General features: G+C 47.6%; 21 protein-coding genes. 16 read left to right on the forward strand and 5 right to left on the reverse strand.

Annotated elements, in window-relative coordinates:
- Positions 1-64 precede the first annotated feature (64 nt).
- From TX85_RS25320 to TX85_RS08255, 8 genes are all read left to right on the forward strand, one after another.
- Positions 65-1,078, forward strand: coding sequence for a stalk domain-containing protein (locus TX85_RS25320; RefSeq protein ID WP_049894865.1), 1,014 nt, complete (start codon positions 65-67; stop codon positions 1,076-1,078).
- A 291-nt stretch (positions 1,079-1,369) separates the two neighbouring features.
- Positions 1,370-2,677, forward strand: coding sequence for a right-handed parallel beta-helix repeat-containing protein (locus TX85_RS08225; protein ID WP_049894866.1), 1,308 nt, complete (start codon positions 1,370-1,372; stop codon positions 2,675-2,677).
- On the forward strand, positions 2,674-3,264 hold the full coding sequence (locus TX85_RS08230; RefSeq protein ID WP_044478613.1) for a nitrous oxide reductase accessory protein NosL: 591 nt from the start codon (positions 2,674-2,676) through the stop codon (positions 3,262-3,264). Before TX85_RS08225 ends, TX85_RS08230 begins: the two co-directional genes overlap by 4 nt.
- Positions 3,264-4,091 (forward strand): ABC transporter permease, encoded by an 828-nt coding sequence (locus TX85_RS08235; protein WP_233500653.1) that lies wholly within the window; start codon positions 3,264-3,266, stop codon positions 4,089-4,091. The genes TX85_RS08230 and TX85_RS08235 overlap by 1 nt, the downstream gene beginning before the upstream one ends.
- Positions 4,084-4,830, forward strand: coding sequence for an ABC transporter ATP-binding protein (locus TX85_RS08240; protein ID WP_044478614.1), 747 nt, complete (start codon positions 4,084-4,086; stop codon positions 4,828-4,830). The genes TX85_RS08235 and TX85_RS08240 overlap by 8 nt, the downstream gene beginning before the upstream one ends.
- Positions 4,827-5,369, forward strand: coding sequence for a TlpA family protein disulfide reductase (locus TX85_RS08245; RefSeq protein ID WP_044478615.1), 543 nt, complete (start codon positions 4,827-4,829; stop codon positions 5,367-5,369). Before TX85_RS08240 ends, TX85_RS08245 begins: the two co-directional genes overlap by 4 nt.
- Before the next feature lie 78 nt (positions 5,370-5,447).
- Positions 5,448-6,287, forward strand: a complete 840-nt coding sequence (locus TX85_RS08250) for a sensor histidine kinase (RefSeq protein ID WP_044478616.1) — start codon at positions 5,448-5,450, stop codon at positions 6,285-6,287.
- A complete protein-coding gene (locus TX85_RS08255) occupies positions 6,284-6,943 on the forward strand; it encodes a response regulator (protein WP_044478617.1) in 660 nt (219 codons plus the stop codon). Before TX85_RS08250 ends, TX85_RS08255 begins: the two co-directional genes overlap by 4 nt.
- A gap of 76 nt (positions 6,944-7,019) precedes the next feature.
- On the opposite strand, the gene fabF is transcribed toward TX85_RS08255, so the two are convergent.
- On the reverse strand, positions 7,020-8,255 hold the full coding sequence (gene fabF / locus TX85_RS08260) for a beta-ketoacyl-ACP synthase II (protein ID WP_044478618.1): 1,236 nt from the start codon (positions 8,253-8,255) through the stop codon (positions 7,020-7,022).
- Between the two features lie 121 nt (positions 8,256-8,376).
- Between fabF and TX85_RS08265 the strand changes: the two genes are divergently transcribed.
- The gene (locus TX85_RS08265) at positions 8,377-9,216 is read left to right on the forward strand and encodes a helix-turn-helix transcriptional regulator (protein ID WP_044478619.1); all 840 of its coding nucleotides are present in this window, start codon (positions 8,377-8,379) and stop codon (positions 9,214-9,216) included.
- Positions 9,217-9,483: 267 nt separating this feature from the next.
- Positions 9,484-11,901 carry an RNA polymerase recycling motor HelD gene (gene helD / locus TX85_RS08270; RefSeq protein WP_044478621.1) on the forward strand — a complete coding sequence of 806 codons (2,418 nt, stop codon included), beginning with the start codon at positions 9,484-9,486 and terminating at the stop codon, positions 11,899-11,901.
- A gap of 93 nt (positions 11,902-11,994) precedes the next feature.
- On the opposite strand, the gene TX85_RS27455 is transcribed toward helD, so the two are convergent.
- Complete coding sequence (locus TX85_RS27455; RefSeq protein ID WP_233500654.1) at positions 11,995-12,099, reverse strand: GNAT family N-acetyltransferase; 105 nt, start codon at positions 12,097-12,099, stop codon at positions 11,995-11,997.
- Between the two features lie 145 nt (positions 12,100-12,244).
- Between TX85_RS27455 and TX85_RS08275 the strand changes: the two genes are divergently transcribed.
- Positions 12,245-12,697 (forward strand): MarR family winged helix-turn-helix transcriptional regulator, encoded by a 453-nt coding sequence (locus TX85_RS08275; protein ID WP_044478622.1) that lies wholly within the window; start codon positions 12,245-12,247, stop codon positions 12,695-12,697.
- A 30-nt stretch (positions 12,698-12,727) separates the two neighbouring features.
- Positions 12,728-13,249, forward strand: a complete 522-nt coding sequence (locus TX85_RS08280) for a GNAT family N-acetyltransferase (RefSeq protein WP_044478623.1) — start codon at positions 12,728-12,730, stop codon at positions 13,247-13,249.
- On the opposite strand, the gene TX85_RS08285 is transcribed toward TX85_RS08280, so the two are convergent.
- Complete coding sequence (locus TX85_RS08285) at positions 13,246-13,992, reverse strand: EcsC family protein (RefSeq protein WP_044478624.1); 747 nt, start codon at positions 13,990-13,992, stop codon at positions 13,246-13,248. The genes TX85_RS08280 and TX85_RS08285 overlap by 4 nt on opposite strands.
- Before the next feature lie 241 nt (positions 13,993-14,233).
- On the opposite strand from TX85_RS08285, the gene TX85_RS08290 reads away from it, so the two are divergent.
- The 4 genes from TX85_RS08290 (at position 14,234) to csaA (ending at position 15,681) form a co-directional block, all read left to right on the forward strand.
- Positions 14,234-14,839: a GNAT family N-acetyltransferase gene (locus TX85_RS08290; protein ID WP_049894867.1), complete on the forward strand. Its 606-nt coding sequence runs from the start codon at positions 14,234-14,236 to the stop codon at positions 14,837-14,839.
- Between the two features lie 125 nt (positions 14,840-14,964).
- Entirely contained in the window at positions 14,965-15,189 is a 225-nt protein-coding gene (gene hfq / locus TX85_RS08295) for an RNA chaperone Hfq (RefSeq protein WP_044478625.1), read from the forward strand.
- Between the two features lie 14 nt (positions 15,190-15,203).
- Entirely contained in the window at positions 15,204-15,380 is a 177-nt protein-coding gene (locus tag TX85_RS26745; protein WP_158297312.1) for a hypothetical protein, read from the forward strand.
- Positions 15,349-15,681, forward strand: coding sequence for a chaperone CsaA (csaA, locus tag TX85_RS08300; protein WP_044478626.1), 333 nt, complete (start codon positions 15,349-15,351; stop codon positions 15,679-15,681). The genes TX85_RS26745 and csaA overlap by 32 nt, the downstream gene beginning before the upstream one ends.
- 136 nt (positions 15,682-15,817) lie before the next feature.
- Here the strand turns inward: csaA and TX85_RS08305 are convergent, their stop codons facing one another.
- Together TX85_RS08305 and TX85_RS08310 are read right to left on the reverse strand one after the other, a co-directional pair.
- The gene (locus tag TX85_RS08305) at positions 15,818-16,528 is read right to left on the reverse strand and encodes an ABC transporter permease (protein WP_044478627.1); all 711 of its coding nucleotides are present in this window, start codon (positions 16,526-16,528) and stop codon (positions 15,818-15,820) included.
- Positions 16,503-17,450: an ABC transporter ATP-binding protein gene (locus TX85_RS08310; protein ID WP_044478628.1), complete on the reverse strand. Its 948-nt coding sequence runs from the start codon at positions 17,448-17,450 to the stop codon at positions 16,503-16,505. Before TX85_RS08310 ends, TX85_RS08305 begins: the two co-directional genes overlap by 26 nt.
- Positions 17,451-17,644 lie beyond the last annotated feature (194 nt).

The following is a 17,644-nucleotide window of genomic DNA, read 5'->3' on the forward strand; positions in this document are numbered from 1 at the left end:
CAGGGAGTACAGTTCTACGATGGAGGAGATATAGCAACTGAATACATATTATGGGAGGCGCTTTATGAAGAAAAGATTTCGCGTTTCATTAGCTCTTATGCTCTCAGTCATCATGGTCATGCTCGGTGCAAATCCCGCCCTGGCTGCGGAGGTGCCGGCGGACAAGTACACGTATGAGTTATCCGGCGAGCTTGGCTCGCAATCGGATAAGATCGAGCTGGAGGATTACGATGATAATCAGCAGTTCCGTGATCTGCTCGCCGAAGAGAATTACAAAGTTGTACTTGTAAAGGACGGCGCCGAGATTAAATTTACACCGAAGGAAAAGATGCGTGCCATAGTGAACTACTATCTCGTAGATGGAAGCTCCGGCGGTGCGTTGATCTGGACCATTGACGGTTCGGAGGAAATGACAAGTGAAATCGCAGCGAACAAGACGGCTACGGTTCAGCTCTCGAAAAGATATGGCGGCTTTACTGTCGACCTTTACTACGTATTAAGCATTGGCGAAGGGGATCAAGTGTCGAACATCATTTACAAAGTATCCGACGGCTCCTCCTCAACGGCTCCAGCATCCTCAGAGCAAGCTGCTGAGCCTAAGGATTCTCCGGCTGCACCTGCTGAACCAAAGCCGGAAGCAACAGTCAAACCCGTAACTGCAGCCACGGCTACGGTTTCCGTATCCAAGGTTTTGGTAGACGGCAAGCAGGTTGCCTTTGAAGCTTATAGCATCAACAACAACACTTACTTCAAGCTGCGCGATATTGCCATGGCCGTGAACGGAACGGACAAGAGCTTTGAAGTAGGCTGGGATGGCGAGCATAATGCGATTAGCCTGACATCCTTTGAGGCATATACTCCGCAAGGCGGGGAGCTTGCTGTGTCTGCGAAGGCAACGTCCAAGAAGGCCGCATTGTCCACGTCCAAGGTATTCCTTGATGATGAGGAAGTAGCCTTCACTGCCTATACTATTGACGGCAACAACTACTTCAAGCTTCGTGACCTTGCTGACGCTTTGGGAATCACCATTACCTTTGATCAAAAGACAAATACGATCGGGATTGTTACAGCAGACTAGTTAAATAACCGTTTCTCTTCTTCTTGGAGAGGCTTGTGAGCCGTAAGCCGGCTTGCAGGCCTCTTTATTTTTCTCTAAGTCACAAAAGGTTCACATTCTTTCTGTGTTCTATGAGAAATATCACTCGTAGGGGCTATTTCGGACAAAATGGGTTTCATTTTAAGATACATGTGGAACCCATGCGTATTTGGATTTCTGTAGCTGGAAAGGAGGATAAATATTTCTGGTATATTTCGCAGAAAGAACAAACTGGGAGGATTCGCGCTTTTCTTAATCAGCTTCACAGCGTTCTTGTTGCCTTGCTTTTCAGATGCAAGAGCGGCTGAGGAGAATTCCGCACTTATTTCTCTTCAAGATCTCGTCGACAAAGCCAGTCCGGGGGAAAGAATCGTTCTGCCGGAAGGAACCTATAGGGGACCGGTGCACATTGATAAGAGACTCGTGATTGAGGCCTTGGAACAAGTCGTATTGGTTAACGATCATCCAGCTCCTGCGATATTTATACAAGCAGATGGTGTAGTGATTCAGGGAATCCGGATTATACAGAAGCAAGGCGGGGATGAGTCAACTGCAGTATCCGTTCAGGCCGACGGAGTTATGCTTAAGGAATTGGAGATTCGTACACACGGATATGGTATTCAGCTGCGGGATGCTCATGGTGGAGCCTTGGAAGGCAACTATATTGCCTGGGACAGAAGCCAAGGGCCGTCCACGCTGGGGGAAAAGGGGAATGGGATCGATCTGTACAAATCAAGCAACAACCTGATCGAACAGAATGTAATCGTGAATATGAGAGACGGTATTTATCTGGATAACAGCAAGGATCTGATGATCGCGGATAACCGAATATTCGGGTCCCGCTACGGCATTCATTGTATGTATGTCGATGGAACTGAAATTGTGGGAAATATCGGTGAGAATAATATCACCGGCGCAATGATTATGGGTGTTCGAGATGTTATCGTATCTTCAAATTCTTTCGCCGAGCAAAGAAGCAATGTAAACTCCCAAGGGATTTTACTCTATGATGTTCGGGATTCTCTCGTTGAAAAAAATGTACTGGAAGGCAACCGTGTCGGCATTTATCTTGAGCGCTCCCGTCAGAATGAATTGAGTTACAACTCGATCTCCAGAAATTTTGTGGGTATGCAATTCGTGTCTGCTGAAGACAATCTTATTCATTATAACGATTTCGTTGGAAACGTCATTGAGGCAGAAGCGACCAAGAGCGAGTCTAATCAACTCCATCAAAATTTTTGGGATATGGCAGCTCTGCTTGATTTGAACGATGACGGAGTTAGTGAGCTTAGCTATGCGATCAATCCGTTTTACAGGAATTTGATTACGCGGATACCGGCCTTTCAACTTTTCTTTCAATCGCCCGGAATCCATTTCTTAAGCACGATGGCAGAACAGGATCGTCAAGGCTGGACAATAGATCCTTCGCCAGGCATGAAGCTGAATATGCCCCGCATGGACTTGGACGCGGACGCAGACAACAATTCACTGCCTGAAGGCACGTTTTTAATCATTGTGGCATCCATGCTGCTGCTTGTTTCAGGCTTAACTATTATCTATTCCAGGGGGTCAAAGGAATGAAAAAAGGGATTATCGCTATTAGTTTGATGTTGGTATTGATCGCAGTTACGGGCTGCGGAAAGCAAGCGTATCAGCCGCAAGCCATTAATGAGGATGTTGATGTATGCGTAATCTGCAACATGCAGGTCAAGGATGATGCCTATGCTACGCAGATTGTGACGAAGGAGGGTAAGAGCCTCAAATTTGATGATCTTGGCTGCATGAATGAATGGAAGGCCCAAAATGGCACCGAGGATATCGGAATGGAGTATGTCCGCGATTACAATGATAAAGAGTGGATCGAATATAAAAAGGCTACTTATGTTTATGACGCTTCGATCCGCACCCCTATGGCTTATGGGCTTGTGAGCTTCAAGGACAAACAAGCCGCTGAACAGTTCATTGAGGAGCAGGGTGTCGGGCAACTGCTAAGCTCCGAGGAGCTTGCCAATCATACATGGGAGCAAAGCATGGATATGATGGACATGGATATGCATATGCATGAAGATGGTGAAACCCATGAAGAACCGCATACCCATGAGCAGTCACACACTCATGAAGAGTCACACGCCCATGATGAACACAGCGAAGACCAGTCGGGACATTGATGATGTTATCGGATATGCTGCTTGTAGCCAAAAAAGAAATTAGAATCGGCTTTCGGAATCCATGGGCGTACTCCTTTTTAATCCTGTTCACGGTATTTAGCCTGAGCTTGCTATTAATTAATGCCCGGTATGAGGTGAGCGGGTATTCCGGTGTCACCGGTTCGATGTTAAGTTTGATTTTATACTTGCTGCCCTTAATGTCGCTGTTCCTTGGATCTTTCTCATTGACCGCAGAAAAAGAAGAGGGGAGCTGGAATTTGCTTTCCACCTATCCTCTGGGCACGTCCTCCTTTATATTAGGAAAGTACATCGGCTTGTCTGTCGTCCTGTTAACGATTCTATTTTTTGGCTACGGTGTAATGGGACTCGCATCCGGAATGGCTGGACAGAACTTTGAGATCAACACCTATCTATTATTTTTGTTCTTCTCATGCGGATTAGTTCTTCTCTTCCTGACACTCGCTCTCTGGATAGGTTCTCTGGCGAAAAATCGTTGGCAAGCCTTGACGGTCTCCGTCATGGTCTGGTTCTTCACCGTCATAGCCTGGCCTACCCTTTTAATCGCTGGGCTGGGGCTCTTTCCCTATCTGTGGATCAAACCGCTGTTGACGCTTTTCACCCTTTTAAATCCCGCGGAGTTTGTAAGATTATTCGTCGTGATCAAGCTGGGGGGCGGCTCTGTGCTTGGTCCGGAATACTATCAATGGGTGAACTGGATTCAAGGATCATCCGGAAGCCTCTTGTTTCTTTTACTCTTCTTTTTCTGGCTTCTTTTTTCCTTAACCTGTGTCTGCTGGATTTGGGAAAGGAGGAGAGCGCGTGTCTGAGCATTTTGTTGCGGCTACGAATTTATACAAGACGATCAAAGGTCAGACGATTGTACAGGATATTTCCTTTCACATGGAAAGAGGAAGTATAGTTGGATTGTGCGGGGGAAATGGAGCCGGGAAGAGTACGGTGCTGCGCATGATCGCAGGAATTCTGCAGCCCACCTCTGGTGAAATCATGGTTAACGGATTACAGTGGAAGCATGACAGAAAAAAGTTTGCCGGACAAATCGGATACATGCCCGACGATTATCAATTCCCGCAAGGGATGACGGCCAGGGAGATATTGTTGTTTTGGGCGGGGCTTCGCAAGGTATCTGAACAAAGAGTAAACGAGGTATTAGCTCTTGTAGGGCTTGAAGATAAGAAAAATAAATCGGTAAGCGCTTTTTCAAAAGGCATGCGTCAGCGCGTTCTCTTTGCTCAATCCATGCTGGCAGAGCCACAACTGCTCATTATGGATGAGCCCACCAATGGGCTGGATCCTTACTGGATGAAGGAATTTGTTCAGCTTGTTAAGGGCTTGAGAAGCGGAGGGAGAACCGTTATTTTCTCAACACATCAATTGGATATCGCTGAAGAACTTGCGGATGAGGTTATCTTTTTGAATGAGGGAAGAAATTGCGGTGAAGGGGCTGTGACGGAATATCGTCAATTGTTTGGTGATTATCCGCTGCACCGGGCATACCAGCAGATGATGGAATTACATGCAAGCCAAGAGAAGGATGCTGAGCAATGAAACTTCATTTACGATCGGTACTCACCTGGTTCATCACATTGATAGCGGTAACCGCCGCGATTGGGGTTATTATATCCATGACCGGCAATAATGAAGACCAGCCTGCAATGCAACGACTAAGCATAGGGAGCCATGCTCCGGACTTCGAGGGTGTAAATACGAATGGGGAGAAGATCCGGCTTGCTGATTATCGGGGAAAAGTTGTGGTGATTAACTTCTGGGCGTCCTGGTGCGGTCCTTGCGTGAATGAGATGCCGCTTATTAACGGAGTGTTTCAGGATCATCCAGATGATGTTGCAACCCTGTTCGTCAATGCTGGGGAATCCAAAGGAACCATTAAGGAGTTCTTAACCGCGCATCAGTTCGAATTTCCCGTCCTTATCGATGCTGCCGGAAAAATAGCAGGGGCTTATTCCATAACAGGGCTGCCTGCCACCTATATTCTGAATAAAGATGGAGCGATCTCTCAGGCAATCATTGGGGAGATACAGAATAAGCAGCAATTAGATAACGCTATTGAAGATGCCCGAGGGGATTAAATTTATTTAATCCTCTTTTTGTTCAGATTACAGTATAGTTTGATATATACATAGGTTGAAAAAATGGGGGATGTATTCGTGACATATAAGCAGATTAAGTGGATGATCTTGTTCGTGCCGACATTAATTGTCGGACTGTGGGAATATGTTCGTCATCAATTTCTTATGCCTTACATCTCCATGGATTTGGGGAACTGGCTTACCCCGGTTCTGGTGTACCTTGTCAGCGTCACCTTACTAAATCAATTATTCTCTCAACTGGAGAAGATCCAACAGGAGCTTCAGGTTGAACGGGCTCAGAAAGCAGCGCTGGAGGCCCGTGAGCAATTGGCGAAAGAGCTTCATGACGGGATTGCACAGTCGCTTTTTTTGTTATCCGTTAAAGTAGATCGCTTGAAATTCACCCCAGACCAGGAGAGCCATGAGGAAGCCGTATATGCGGTTCGAAAGACGGTTCATGAAGTAAATGGATACGTAAGACAAGCGATTGCCAGCCTTAGATACGCCGCAACTACACAACATGAAGCAGCTATCCTGGAAACCTTGGAAGATAAAGTGAAGCAAATTGCTAATGAAGTCCTGACGCCGATGGAGATTGCCTGGGCTCTTCCGGACGGCGCCATGAGTCCAAGAGAGAAGGTAGAAATATTAGCGTGCATTCGTGAAGCGGTCGTAAATATTCAGAAGCATGCCAAAGCGACGAAGGGATGGATTGCGGCGGAAGGGAACGAAAAGGCATGGAAAGTGAGCATAAGGGATAATGGGAAAGGATTTCAACCAGACCAAATTGATGCTAAAGACAGCTTCGGATTGAATATCATGAAGACCCGGGCGGAAGAAATGAGTTGGCAGCTGCGCATATTCAATCAGAATGAGCTCACAACGCTTGAAATTAGAAAGAGAGGAGAGGAAGCATGAAGACCCGGGTATTGGTCGTTGACGATAATGCGCATGCTAGAGAAGCGATATGCGAGATTATCTCAGGAGACGGACAGTTCGAGATTATCGGCGTCGTTACGAGCGGCCAGGAAGCGATTGAATTCACCGAGCAATGGATGCCGGACCTGATTTTGATGGACATTCAAATGCCAGACATGGATGGCCTGGAGGCCACACAACGCATCAAGCTGCTGTTTCCGTACGTAAAAATTGTCATGATTACCGTCTCGGATGATATGTTTCATCTTCTGGAAGCCTTAAAGCGCGGAGCTCAAGGCTATCTCCTTAAAAATCTTGCGCCATCCACTTGGCTCAAATATTTGAATGCTATCGTCAATGAAGAAGCTCCGTTAAGCCGTGAGCTTGCTTTTGAGATCCTGAAGGATGTGTCCCTTCTGAATAAAAAAGAAGCAGCCGAAACCGAAACCTTGACGTTGAGAGAGAAGGAAATATTGACTAATGTCGCAGATGGAATGACCAACAAGGAAATTGCCGAGAAATTGGTTATTTCAGAGCATACCGTAAAGAATCATTTGAAAAACATCTTGCAGAAGCTGCAGGTTCAAAACCGCGTTCAGTTAACCCGGTATGCCTTGGAGCAGGGGCTAATCTCGGGAAAAGGGAAGGATTTGTGAATGGACGGCAAATAGGAGACTTGCTTTAGGCCTAAGACTAGCCGGATTGTTAATCCTAGGCCTATTCAGTCTCATATCATTCGAAGGATTTTAAGGCGATGACTGCATTGTGTCCGCCAAAACCGAAAGAATTGGACAATCCGATGCTTAATTTTGCTTCGCGGGCTTCGTTAGGCACATAGTCTAAGTCACATTCGGGATCCTTCGTCTCCAGATTCATCGTCGGAGGGATAATATTTTGTTGAAGGCTTTTTACTAAGGCGACGGCTTCAACCGCACTGGCTGCGCCCAGCAAATGACCGGTCATGGACTTGTTCGCCGTGATCGGGATCTGGTACGCATGGTCTCCAAACAGCTTTTTCATCGCCAAGGTCTCCGATCGGTCACCGAGCTCTGTACTGGTGGCATGAGCACTGATCACATCCACATCCTCGGGAGCGATCCCGGCTTCCTGCATCGCCAGCTTCATGGCCAAATATGCGCCATGTCCCTCAGGGTGGGTAGCGACGACATGGTAAGCATCCGAGCTGGCTCCGTAGCCGATGACCTCGGCATAGATTCGGGCATTACGGCTCAAGGCATGTGACAGGGACTCCAGGATCAGGATTCCCGCTCCTTCAGCAATGACGAACCCGTCTCTCCCGGCATCGAACGGACGGCTGGCCCGAGCCGGTTCTTCATTACGCGTACTCAAGGCGGTGGCATTGCCGAAGCTTGCCAGGGCTATTTCAGTAACGGCAGCTTCTGCACCTCCAGCAAATATAATATCCGTGCCTCCTGAGCGAATTAACCGGAAGGCCTCTCCAATCGCCGTATTCCCGATGGAGCATGCTGTCACAGGGGAGAAGCTGGCGCCCATAGCACCATATTTAATGCTGATCATGGCCGCGGCCATATTGGATATCATCATCGGAACTAAGGTCGGGCTTACCCGTTCCGGACCCCGATCCCGAATCAGCCCTGCCTGATCGAACAGTGTCTGAATGCCCCCAACACCGGAACCGACGTACACACCCATCCGCTCCTGGTCGATCTGATCCAGAGACAGGCCCGAATCTTCCCAAGCCTGTTCAGCTGCAGCAAGTGCGAATTGACAGAACCGGTCCATGCGCCGGGCTTCTTTACGCCCAAACAGCTCGTCCGCATCAAAGTCCCGAACTAATCCCGCAATTCGGGATTTATGTCTGGAGGTATCAAAGGTGTCAATCAAGGAAATTCCGGACTCCCCTTTAATTAATTGATTCCAGAAGCTATCTACCGTATTTCCAAGCGGCGTAACCACGCCCATGCCCGTAATCACGACTCTTTCCATAGCGTTGTCCTCCCTTGAGTAAGTTAAAATCATTGTGATCGATAAGTTATCCTATTACAAGTTATGGTTTATCCTAGTATAATGAATACCATGATAATCAGTATGGAAGGGAGGCAATCAGATGGACCGTGCAGCCAGACTTCAGGAACTATCCGCTTTTCTAAAGTCCAAACGGGCGAAGATTCTTCCTGAATCGGTCGGTCTCGCTCCTGGCGGCCGCAGAAGAACGCCCGGCTTGCGAAGGGAAGAGGTGGCCCAGCTGGCAGGAGTCAGCACCACCTGGTATACCTGGCTTGAACAGGGAAGGGACATCAGAATGTCTGCTTCAGTTCTGGATTGTATTGCAAATGCGCTGCAGTTGACTGCCGATGAACGAAAATATGTATTTGCCCTGGCGATGGAGTCAGGCTCTGGTGCAGTGCCTTTTCAGGAGGATCGGACCGAAATCAGTCAGCCTCTGAAAAAGATCATGGATGAGCTGCGGTTTTGTCCTACCATCATCACGGACAGGCGTTATTTCATTGTCGGTTGGAATGAGGCGGCAGCCCATGTATTCTTGGACTTTGAGCAGATTCCATTTGAACAGCGCAATTTGATCTCATTACTGTTCACGAGAAAGGAGCTGCAAAGGCTGGCTGTGAACTGGGAGCATTTCGTCAGAGGATTTCTTGCCATCTTTCGCGCATATTACGGACAGTATATGGAGGATGATTGGTACGACCGGTTTCTTGAGGAGATGAAGCAGGTTCACCCCGGATTCGAACAGCTCTGGCAGGAAAGCGAGGTAAAATCGGCGCCTGAAGTATTGATCGAGTTCCGTCATGCAAAGGCAGGGAAGATGCTGTTTCATTTGACGTCCCTGCAGGTGCAAGGCAGTTCGGACTTGCGTTGCAGCATCTATACGCCTGCGCCGGATTCTTTGACGGAAAACAAGCTGCAGAAATTAATGGGACAGAAGTAAGGGCAATTAACTGAAGATGAAAGCAAGCAGAACAAATAAAGACCCTTGAATCTCAAGGGTCTTTAGCTTTACAACTGAGTGGTGTAGGGGGCGATAGAAAAAAATATGTTGAACGAAAAATAACGCTATGATAAAATCAATAGCGTGTTGACAATTGCAATGAAGATGTATTTATTTTTATCCCTACTATAATAGTACATCAATCATTTCGGTTTGTCAATACACTTTCTTACCCCAAAATACGGAAGAGGAGAGTGTTGTATATTTATGGAGTCCAATGAATGGCAGCTGGAGCAGAAACGGCTGGATGAGGTCAGAGACAAGCTGCGGAAGAGGATCGCTAAATTGGAGCCCGAGGTGGCCGGGCTTGGCGATCAGGCGGCAGACATTCGCAAGCGGTTCTGGGAAGAAGTTACGATTAATACAAGTACGGATGAAGACTTCGAGGAGACCTTTCATACGATCAATCAACAGTCCGCGTTATTGGCAGAACGGGAACGGGGACACAGATTACTGCTGCAGCAGTGCAGAAATATGAAGCGTCTGCTTCCGTCTCCTTATTTCGGGCGGATTGATTTTCACGAAGACGGGCTTGGCTTCACGGAGCAAATTTATATCGGCGTATCCTCCTTTATTGAAGAAGATGGGCTGAGCTTTCTGATCTATGACTGGCGCACGCCGATCGCGAGCCTGTATTATGACCACTCTCCCGGACGGGCTGCTTATACGACGCCGGGCGGAGTTATTGAAGGAACGATGGAGCTGAAACGGCAGTTCCAGATTCAGAATGGACAAATCCGCAATTTGTTTGACGCAAGTGAAACGATTGGGGATGAGCTGCTGCAGCAAGTGCTAGGCAAAGGCGCAGATTCGCAAATGAAGACCATTGTCGCGACGATCCAGAAGGAGCAGAACGCGATTATCCGCAATGAAAAGAGCCGGATGCTCATCGTTCAGGGCGCTGCCGGAAGCGGCAAGACGTCGGCGGCACTGCAGCGGGTGGCTTATTTGCTGTATAAGCACCGGCAGACCATCAAGGCGGATCAGATCGTGCTTTTTTCTCCCAACCCGATGTTTTCAAGCTACATTTCCACCGTTCTTCCGGAGCTGGGGGAGGAGAATATGCAGCAGGCGACCTTCCAGGAATATCTCGATTACTGGCTGGGCTCTTCTTTGAAGTCTGAGGACCCCTTCGACCAGATGGAATATGTGCTGACAGCACAAAGCGAGGAAGGATATGAAGCGCGTGTTCAAGGGATCCGCTATAAGGCATCCGAGGATTTTCTGAAGGCGCTGGTTCATTATGGCGAGTGGCTGGGGCAAGAGGGGATGCAGTTCCACGGGATCCAGCTGCGGGAGCGTGAATTGCTGACGGGAGAGCAAATCCGATCACAATTTTACAGCTATGACCGCAGCCTGCCGCTTCGTAACCGGGTGATTCTGCTGCAGGAATGGCTGCTGAAGGAGCTTTCTGCGTTGGAGCGTCAGGAGCGGGAAGCCTCTTGGGTTGAGGATGAGCTGAATTATCTCGATAAGGAGCAGTATGCCGAGGTCTTCGGTATGCTGCATAAGGATCGGGAGGTGCTCGATCTGGCGGAGCAGTACGCTACGGTCTACGAAAAGCTGAGCAAAAAGCGGAGGGAAGATGAAGGCGACTTTAACTTTGCCCTGAAGGAGGAAAAGCTGCTTCGCAAGCAGGTAGTGAAGGAATACTTCATGCCATTAAGAAAAATAGTGAAAAAGCTCGGATTCATTGATTTCAAGGGAATTTACGGTCAATTGTTCGTTGAGGAAGCGGCGTATCTGATGCGAACGAAAGGCAGTGCCGTTCCTCCGCTTTGGGATGAAATATGCCGGCAATCCAGAGAGGCGCTGGAGCAGAACTTGCTGCTGTATGAGGATGCAACTCCGTATCTGTACGTCAAGGAGCTGATCGAAGGCGTGCGGACGAATACGGAAATCCGCCATGTGTTTGTGGATGAGGGCCAGGATTATTCGCCGTTTCAATATGAATATCTGAAGAAGCTATTTCCGCGTGCTCGCATGACGGTGTTAGGGGACTTTGGGCAGGCTATCTTCATGCAATCGACCATCCTGGATGCGGAGGACTCGCCGCTGATCTCGCTGTTCGGCGAAGCGGATACCGAGCTGATTCGCCTGGTTCGCAGCTACCGTTCTACGAAGGAGATCGTGGAGTTTACAAGAGCAATGCTGCCGGGCGGAGATGAAATTATGCCGTTTGAACGGCACGGATCCAAGCCCCTTTTGGCGAAGGCACATCGTCAGGAAGAACGGGAGCGTCAGATTCGGGCCGACATTACATCGCTGCAGGCCGAGGGCTTTGATTCGATTGCCGTCATTACGAAGACAGCAGCAGAGAGCAGGGAAGCCTATGAAGCTTTGCGGAGCTATGGAGCCGAGGGACTTAGGCATGTTACGAAGGAGACTCCTGTCTTTGAAAAAGGCGTCATGGTGATTCCGGTGTATCTGGCCAAGGGCGTCGAATTTGATGCCGTCCTGGTCTACGATGCTTCACCGCAGGCCTATGCCCAGGAGAACGAACGAAAGCTGCTATATACGGCGTGCACGAGGGCGATGCACCGGCTTTATCTCTACACGACTGGGGATTGGTCGCCGTTCGTGGAGGTTTTGCCTGCCGGTTTATATGAGGCTGTCTCCAGATAAGAGAAATCATCAAAAGGCAGGGAATGAAGCAACAGCGGCAGTTTCTAAGGAAACTTGCCGCTGTTGCTTTTAATTTGGTTTTGGCTAGCTCCTTTACATACGCATGTGAGGAATCCCATCCTCGATAAATTCATCCGAGGAAGTCCGGTAGCCGAGCTTGCCGATACCGTCATAAACCCAAATTCTGGTTGTACCCACAGGCTGCCCTTCATAATGTTCCAAGATATGCTCGCATGATCCGTTCAGCACATCGTATTGGATTCGCTCACTTTCCTCTAGTTTTATTCAAGTATATCGGTTATTATTGTTGTAAATACAACAAAATAGTTGGGCAGGGGATGACATGAAGGAAATTCTTCGCGAGGTAGGAATGATTGCAAGAGCGTTAGACTCTATAAGCAATATAGAATTCAAGGAGATGGACCTTACCAAGGGGCAATATTTATATCTTGTCCGGATTTACGAGCATCCCGGCATCATTCAGGAGAAGCTCGCAGAGATGATCATGGTGGACCGGACAACCGCAGCACGGGCGATCCAAAAGCTTGAAGCCCAGGGCTTTATTCAAAAAAGAGATGATGAAACGAATAAAAAAATAAAGAGATTATTCACAACTGAAAAAGGGAATCAAGTGTATCCCATCCTCAAGAGAGAAGGGGAGCACTCGAATGCCGTGGCTCTGGAAGGCCTATCGCCTGAGGAAGTGAACACCCTGCTACGATTACTGCGGCGGGTTCGAGTGAATGTCGAAAAGGATTGGATCTTTGTGAAGAAGGGAAATAAACGACAATATTAATGGCATTAATAATTAAAAGGAGAGCGCACGATGAATACAACCCTAAGAACCTGTACGATGGATGATCTAAGCTTGCTTCAAGCCATCAGCATTGAAACCTTTAACGACACATTTAAGCATCAGAACACGCCTGAAAATATGGCCGGCTATATGAATCGAGCATTCAACCGGGACCAGCTTGCTCGTGAATTGGCCCAGGCCCATTCCACATTCTATCTTGTCTATGCAGGAGAAGAGGCGGCAGGGTATTTAAAGCTGAATAGAGAGGAAGCCCAATCTGAAAATATGGGTCCTGCATCGCTGGAGATTGAACGTATTTACATCCGTACGGCCTTTCAGGGGCTGGGCTTCGGCAAAACGCTGATCCAGCTAGCCATAGACATTGCCAAGGAAGAGCAGAAGGAAAAGCTCTGGCTGGGCGTGTGGGAGAAAAATAAGCGGGCCATTGCGTTCTATCAAAAATGGGGATTCGCTCAAACCGGAGCTCATTCCTTCTATATGGGTGATGAGGAGCAAAGAGATTATATTTTGGTGAAACTCATGGAAGGTTAGTCCCACAACGCGTAGTCATCATGCAGCCTCCGAATCCGATAAGCGTTCATGGCGAATTCGCGCAGCTCCTCCAGGATGGTGTAATTCGCCCATGCGCCGGCAACCGCACCGATTCCCGGCACCATTTGCAGCATCTTCTTGAAGTCGATGGCATCGCGGTACTCCAGCTGGAAGGTCTCCCAGTCCATTTGGTGAGAATATTCGGCGTCGGAAAGCCATTGCTCCTTTTCAATATGCCAATGCTTGATGGAATCCAGTAGCTTTGCGCGGTTTTCCGTCCCTGAGAAGGTCATTTGAAACACTTTAAGAATAAATACCCGCTCCGAGAAATGCTTCGTATCGTAGCCATAAACATGTGCCAGCTCGAACAGATATTTCATCTTGATCGCAATTAGAGCGGGGAAGTCCACCATGCTTAGCATAATCCCGCCGGCTCCCGTGCCGGCTCCTTCGGCTACTGCGATTTTCTGATACAGGGCGAACAGTTCTTTCGCTTCTTCGTCGGCCGCCTCCAGCTCAGGAGTGAACCGCACCGGCCGCCCGGGCGTATATTCGGCCCCGAACAGGGCCGTGCGCACAATCGTGCGAATGGTTGTCGTAATTACTTCATGCACCTTCGGAGGAAGCCATTGATTGATCTGGCTGCCGATCGTTTTCGATGTTTTTTCCAGCCATCCGGGCGGTTTAAACATCTTAAGCTCCCACTCGGTAATATCCCTCAGCACTTTTTGTTCGTAGTTCATAAGCATCGCTCCTCCAAAAGACTTTGTCATATTGTAACAAATCAGTCCGGAATATAACACAGACTGCAGCAGGTTTATGGACCTCGACTATGGTCCAGGGACGGGCGCTGCTCACCAAATCCGTCCTGGGTATCAAGTGAATTCATTCTTCAGGCGGGGTCGGGTGAGCGGTTAACAAGCTATAATAATTAATATGAATTTTTGCGACAGTTGTTAGCAATTGAAGAAAGGGGGTCCGTGTATGAATCGAGAGCATCGCTATACGATCTCGAATTTGGCCGAGCTAGATGACCGTCTGCTGAATCAGACTGTACAGTTGTTCGTGGAGGGCTTCTTTAAGCAGGCAGCTGATCTAATGAAGGTGGGCCTGGAGACTTGTGCCGACGCTTTCAAGCATTCTTTTATAAAAGAGCATTATTATGTAGCCCTGCAGGACGGGAATGTGTTAGGATTGCTGGCTGTCTCGAGCGGAAAAGAACGTTCTCATGCCTTTAATAAAAGTATATTGCAGCAGGAATTCGGTTTTTGGAAAGGAAGTCTGGTTCATTACTTTTTGAAAAAGGAACTGCAAAAACCTATTCATCTGAATCATGAACAATGCTACATTGAGTCTGTCACAACTTCGGAGGAAGCAAGAGGGCAGGGGGTAGCCACCGCGCTGATACAATATTTGTTCGAGCACTTAGAGTATAAAGAGTTCCTGTTGGAGGTCGTGGATACAAACGTGAGCGCATTCCGGCTGTATGAACGGCTCGGATTCACTGTATTCAAGCGCAAAAAGGCGGGATTCTTCGATAAAAAAGGCGGCTTTAACGAAAGATGGTATATGAGACGGATCAGAGGATAGAATACAACCTTGAAAGCTCTAAAGCGAATTTTTCTAATCCTGAACCGTCTTGTGCTATACTAAAAAAGCGATAAACCCATTAGAGTAGGTCGTACTAAATCCTATTAGAGAGAAAGAGGGATAACATGACGAATAACGAGAATGAAAAGAAAAATGAGCTTGGGCAGGAAAGTCAGCTCTACGATCTGAGAAAAAAACAGCTTGAGTGTACGATTATTACAACGAATGGCGTTCCTGTGAAAGGATTCATCGAAGGGTATGACAGATTTGTCGTATTGGTTCGTACTTCTGCCGGGAAGCAGAGCTTGATTTATAAGCACGCCATTTCCACCATTTTGGCCAACAAGTAAAAGGAAACAGCAAAATGAAGACAGCAGGAGATCTTCATGATCCTCTGCTGTTTTTGTCATATCTGCTCATTTCTCCGCCTATAGGCGGGATGATGACGCTGATCGGCGTAGGAATTTATTTTTGGTCCAAGAACAAATCAGAGAAGAGGAGAATGAGAGATGGCAACGATCGAGGATTTCTTGAAGCTTGATATACGGGTGGGAACGATTAGAAAGGCGGAGTTTTTTGCAGAGGCCAGGGTACCGGCGATCAAGCTTGAAATTGATCTGGGACCCGACATCGGATTGAAAGGCTCCAGTGCGCAAATTACGAGACGCTACCGGGCAGAGGAGATCATCGGCAAGCAAGTTGTTTGCGTTGTTAATTTTCCTCCAAGACGGATCGCAGGCTTCAAGTCGGAGGTATTAGTGCTGGGAGGAGTGCTTGAGCAAGGCGATGTGATTCTATTGAAGCCGGATATGGCATTGCCGGACGGAACCCCGATCGCTTAAGAGCAAGCCGTATACGTTCTAATTTTGAACGGATGCGCCCGGGTGTAAACGGGGCGCATCCTTGGATACGATACACTGATTTTGTCGATTATTATTCTTCCAAATGTATTTCTATGCAGAAGTGTTTTCTGGCAAATCATCGTTGCTCCCTGTTTTGCAACCATTTAACCGTTCCAATGAAGCCTGCCAGTCCAATTAAAAATACCAGAAAATAACTGATGCCTGCCAAGGGAAATAATGCAGCGCCGTGTTCATTCAAATGCAAAGAAGGTACAGACCAGGGCAGATACGTGCCAATGGCAGTAGGCCCGAATACCAGCGCCAGCATCAAAGTTGTAAAAGCAAAGCCGATCGGCACCAGATAACCGCGCGATATACAGGCCAACAGGGCAAGAGGGGCACTTAATAATAGGTGGAGAGAGCCAATGATAAGTATGAGGAACAAATAATGTTGTACAATCGCAAACGAAAAACCAGGAAGTCCAATAGCTAAACCAAGAAGCAAGGCATAAGCAAAGCCGATCAACATCATTACAAAACACCAGAATATAACTGCGACATATTTGGCAATCGCTATTTTCCCGCGCGATATAGGCAACACGAGCAAATCCTTGAGCGTCTGATCAGAATACTCACGGCCAAATGTCCAGCTTGTCACCAATCCAAACCCCAGCAGCCCAAACACGGATGAATACAAAAACGCAGTCCGTTCAAGAAAAGAAGGCAAATCGGGCTGTCCTAAGAACAATGTGATGACGAACAATATAAACAGAAGCGTGCCCCATAAAACAAAGGATCGACGCAATTTGTAAACTTCAACGCTACAGGCTGTCAACAATGGTCTCATTCGGTTTTCCCTCCTCAGCTCCGATTACTTTGAGAAAATAATGTTCCAAATTCTCTTCTTCAATATTTAGCATAGTTAGCGGCACTTCATGATGAGCAAGCAATCTCGCAATATGTTCGGGATGCTTCACGGCATGATCATCCGGTAGTGCAAGGAAGTTATTCGAAGTCGAATGTACCTTATACCCGGAGTCTGAAAGAATAGCTTGAGCCTTCCGGGCATCCTTCGTTCCGATCATCAACTGCTTTCGGCGGATGGTTTCAAAGTCTTTTGCCGTCAGCTCTTCAAGCAATACGCCTTTGTGAATAATGCCGATACGAGAAGCCATTTTGGACATTTCCTCAAGGATATGGCTCGATATAAACACGGTAACCCCTTGTTGAGCAGCTAGAGCCTTGAGCATTTCCCTTATCTCGACAATTCCGGCTGGATCAAGCGCATTCGTTGGCTCATCAAGAATCAGAACGTCCGGCTTATGAATTAACGCTTTGGCCAATCCAAGTTTCTGCGCGTTACCAAGTGACAAATCACTTGCCTTACTATCCGCATATTGGGTCAAATTCAATTGCTCCATAATCTCGTCAACCGCCCTCGGAACCGGTAATCCTCGCAACCTGGCCATCAAACTCAAGTTCTCCCTAACCGTAAAGTTAGGGTAGGCATAAGGAACTTCCACCATATAACCTACTCGTCTCGACAAATCGGGATTCCCATTCGCCCAGCGCTGACCAAACAAATACACTTCTCCGGAAGAAGGCTTGCTCATTCCGAGAAGAGCTCGAATGGTTGTCGTTTTCCCTGCGCCATTCAACCCCAGGAATCCATAGATTTCTCCTTTTTTAACGGAAATCGAAACGCGATCTACAATGACTTTATCTCCGTATTTCTTTGTCAGGTTAACGGTTCGAATAATTTCCTCCATAGAAACAGTCCTTTCTGTATCATCAATTTAAATTCAGTTCATTAAAAGTACCGGCTTGTCCACACTCCTGTCATCTGCGGTATAATAACGAACAGGCAAATCTACAACACTGTGTCAATAATGTAGTGAACGGCCTCGACAAATGAGAACATCAATAAAAGACGGCATGGTATTCTCGGATAGAATCCTCCTTA

Source organism: Paenibacillus antibioticophila (genome assembly GCF_000455265.1).
GTDB classification, from domain to species: domain Bacteria; phylum Bacillota; class Bacilli; order Paenibacillales; family Paenibacillaceae; genus Fontibacillus; species Fontibacillus antibioticophila.

Coding starts and splice junctions, on each gene's coding strand:
- TX85_RS25320 (WP_049894865.1), top strand. CDS start 65: ATGAAGAAAAGATTTCGCGTTTCATTAGCTCTTATGCTCTCAGTCATC.
- TX85_RS08230 (WP_044478613.1), top strand. CDS start 2,674: ATGAAAAAAGGGATTATCGCTATTAGTTTGATGTTGGTATTGATCGCA.
- TX85_RS08235 (WP_233500653.1), top strand. CDS start 3,264: ATGATGTTATCGGATATGCTGCTTGTAGCCAAAAAAGAAATTAGAATC.
- TX85_RS08245 (WP_044478615.1), top strand. CDS start 4,827: ATGAAACTTCATTTACGATCGGTACTCACCTGGTTCATCACATTGATA.
- TX85_RS08255 (WP_044478617.1), top strand. CDS start 6,284: ATGAAGACCCGGGTATTGGTCGTTGACGATAATGCGCATGCTAGAGAA.
- fabF (WP_044478618.1), bottom strand. CDS start 8,255: ATGGAAAGAGTCGTGATTACGGGCATGGGCGTGGTTACGCCGCTTGGA.
- TX85_RS08265 (WP_044478619.1), top strand. CDS start 8,377: ATGGACCGTGCAGCCAGACTTCAGGAACTATCCGCTTTTCTAAAGTCC.
- helD (WP_044478621.1), top strand. CDS start 9,484: ATGGAGTCCAATGAATGGCAGCTGGAGCAGAAACGGCTGGATGAGGTC.
- TX85_RS08275 (WP_044478622.1), top strand. CDS start 12,245: ATGAAGGAAATTCTTCGCGAGGTAGGAATGATTGCAAGAGCGTTAGAC.
- TX85_RS08280 (WP_044478623.1), top strand. CDS start 12,728: ATGAATACAACCCTAAGAACCTGTACGATGGATGATCTAAGCTTGCTT.
- TX85_RS08285 (WP_044478624.1), bottom strand. CDS start 13,992: ATGAACTACGAACAAAAAGTGCTGAGGGATATTACCGAGTGGGAGCTT.
- TX85_RS08290 (WP_049894867.1), top strand. CDS start 14,234: ATGAATCGAGAGCATCGCTATACGATCTCGAATTTGGCCGAGCTAGAT.
- hfq (WP_044478625.1), top strand. CDS start 14,965: ATGACGAATAACGAGAATGAAAAGAAAAATGAGCTTGGGCAGGAAAGT.
- TX85_RS26745 (WP_158297312.1), top strand. CDS start 15,204: ATGAAGACAGCAGGAGATCTTCATGATCCTCTGCTGTTTTTGTCATAT.
- csaA (WP_044478626.1), top strand. CDS start 15,349: ATGGCAACGATCGAGGATTTCTTGAAGCTTGATATACGGGTGGGAACG.
- TX85_RS08305 (WP_044478627.1), bottom strand. CDS start 16,528: ATGAGACCATTGTTGACAGCCTGTAGCGTTGAAGTTTACAAATTGCGT.
- TX85_RS08310 (WP_044478628.1), bottom strand. CDS start 17,450: ATGGAGGAAATTATTCGAACCGTTAACCTGACAAAGAAATACGGAGAT.